The sequence below is a fragment of the Plasticicumulans sp. genome (assembly GCF_035331805.1).
In the GTDB taxonomy this organism is placed as follows: domain Bacteria; phylum Pseudomonadota; class Gammaproteobacteria; order Competibacterales; family Competibacteraceae; genus Plasticicumulans.
On record NZ_DAOLKE010000498.1, the window covers coordinates 1 to 1,992 of the forward strand.

At 69.2% G+C, this 1,992-nt stretch carries 2 protein-coding genes and 1 tRNA gene; 1 reads left to right on the forward strand and 2 read right to left on the reverse strand.

All coding sequences use genetic code 11. The features are described 5' to 3' along the window. Both PKE44_RS18795 and thrC read right to left on the reverse strand, forming a co-directional pair. Nucleotides 1–77 (reverse strand) — tRNA-Arg (locus tag PKE44_RS18795). Nucleotides 78–155: 78 nt separating this feature from the next. After that, nucleotides 156–1,571, reverse strand: a complete 1,416-nt coding sequence (thrC, locus tag PKE44_RS18800; protein WP_324554278.1) for a threonine synthase — start codon at nucleotides 1,569–1,571, stop codon at nucleotides 156–158. A 165-nt stretch (nucleotides 1,572–1,736) separates the two neighbouring features. Here thrC and PKE44_RS18805 point away from each other — a divergent pair. Further along, nucleotides 1,737–1,992 (forward strand): HAD family hydrolase (locus tag PKE44_RS18805; RefSeq protein WP_324554280.1); only part of this gene is annotated, 256 nt, incomplete at its 3' end.

Genomic DNA, 1,992 nt, shown 5'->3' on the forward strand with positions numbered 1-1,992 from the left:
TGGTGCCCCGGAGAGGATTCGAACCTCCGACCTTCCCCTTAGGAGGGGGACGCTCTATCCAGCTGAGCTACCGGGGCGGGGTGTGGGCAGGCGGGAGCCGGATGCTAGCACGGTCGGCTGGCGGATGGCTGCTCCGCCGGCCGTGAGGGCGGGCTTCAGCCGCCGACATGCCTCGCGATGTACGCCTTCACCTGCGCGGCATCGGCGTCGATGACCTCGAAGCGCTGCGGCAGGGATTCGAGCCGTTCGTAGCCGTCCGGGCGCCCGGGCTTGCGGCCGAGGGCTTCGATGATGGTTTCCTCGAACTTCGCCGCCAGCGCGGTTTCGAGCACGATCATCGGCACGCCGGGCTCGATGAATTCGCGCGCGACCTTGAGGCCGTCGGCGGTGTGCGTGTCGATCACGTCGTCGAAGCGCGCGGCGGTGTCGCGGATGGTGGCGAGGCGGTCGGCGTGCGTGCTGCTGCCGGAGACGAAGCCGTAGCGCCCGGTGATCGCGGCGAATTCCGGCGTGCCGGACAGATCGAAGGCGCCGCCGGCGTCGACCCGCGCCCAGAGTTCGCGCACCTTTGCGGCATCGCGGCCCATCAGGTCGAACACGAAGCGCTCGAAGTTCGAGGCCTTGGAGATGTCCATCGACGGACTCGACGTGTGCCAGGTCTCGGCACTGGCGCGCGGGCGGTAGACGCCCGTGCGGAAGAACTCGTCGAGCACGTCGTTCTCGTTGGTCGCGAGCACCAGCCGGCGGATCGGCAGGCCCATCTGCCGCGCGATGTGGCCGGCGCAGATGTTGCCGAAGTTGCCGCTCGGCACCGCGAACGCGACTTCCTCGTCGTTGCTGCGGGTCGCCGCGAAGTAACCGCGGAAGTAGTACACGACCTGCGCGACCACGCGCGCCCAGTTGATCGAGTTGACCGTGCCGATGCGATGGCGCGCCTTGAAGGCGTGATCGTTGGAGACGGCCTTGACGATGTCCTGACAGTCGTCGAACACGCCGCGCACGGCGAGGTTGTGGATGTTCGGGTCGAGCAGGCTGAACATCTGCGCGGTCTGGAAGGCGCTCATCTTGCCGTGCGGCGACAGCATGAACACGCGGATGCCGCGCTTGCCGCGCATCGCGTACTCGGCGCTCGATCCGGTGTCGCCGCTGGTGGCGCCGAGGATGTTCAGCTCCTCGCCGCTCTGTCCGAGCACGTACTCGAAGAGATTCCCGAGCAGCTGCATCGCCATGTCCTTGAACGCCAGCGTCGGGCCGTTCGAGAGACCGAGGATGTGCAGGCCGGGTTCGAGCGTGCGCAGCGGCGTGATCGCGTCGCTGCGGTAGACGGCGGCGGTGTAGGTCTTCGCGGTCAGTGCGCGCAGGTCGGCTTCCGGGAGGTCGGTCGCGAACTTGCGCAGGATTTCGAAGGCCAGTTCCGCATACGGCAGCTCGCGCCAGGCGGCGAGTTCGGCCGCGCTCACCTGCGGATAGTGCTCGGGCAGGTAGAGGCCGCCGTCCGGCGCCAGGCCGGCGAGCAGGATGTCGGAAAACGTGCGGGCCGCGGCGTCGCCGCGCGTGCTGAGGTACTGCATGACGGTGCGGATTCCCCGGGTGGGCGCGGAAACAGAGCGGCGATTATACGCAAGCACCGCCCTCGCCCACGGGTGCGCCGCAAGCCGTCAGCTAGTCGCCGGCGGGCTTTGCGCAGCGCAGCAAAGCGTTATGCTGGTGCGCAGCCCGCCGACCGGAGCCTGCAGATGACCGCTGTTGCCGCGAAACCCGAGGGGCTGCTGATCGATCTGGCCGGCGTGCTGCACGTCAACGACCGCGCGCTGCCGGGAGCGGCCGAAACGCTGGCGCGCCTCGCCGCGGCCGGCGTGCCGCATGCCTTCGTCACCAACACCACGCGCCAGACGCGCACGGCGATCGCCGCCCAGCTCGCCGGGCTCGGCCTGCCGGTGCCGGAATCGCGCATCGTCAGCGCCGTCGATGCCACGCACGACTGGCTGGCCG

Coding starts and splice junctions, on each gene's coding strand:
- thrC (WP_324554278.1), bottom strand. CDS start 1,571: ATGCAGTACCTCAGCACGCGCGGCGACGCCGCGGCCCGCACGTTTTCC.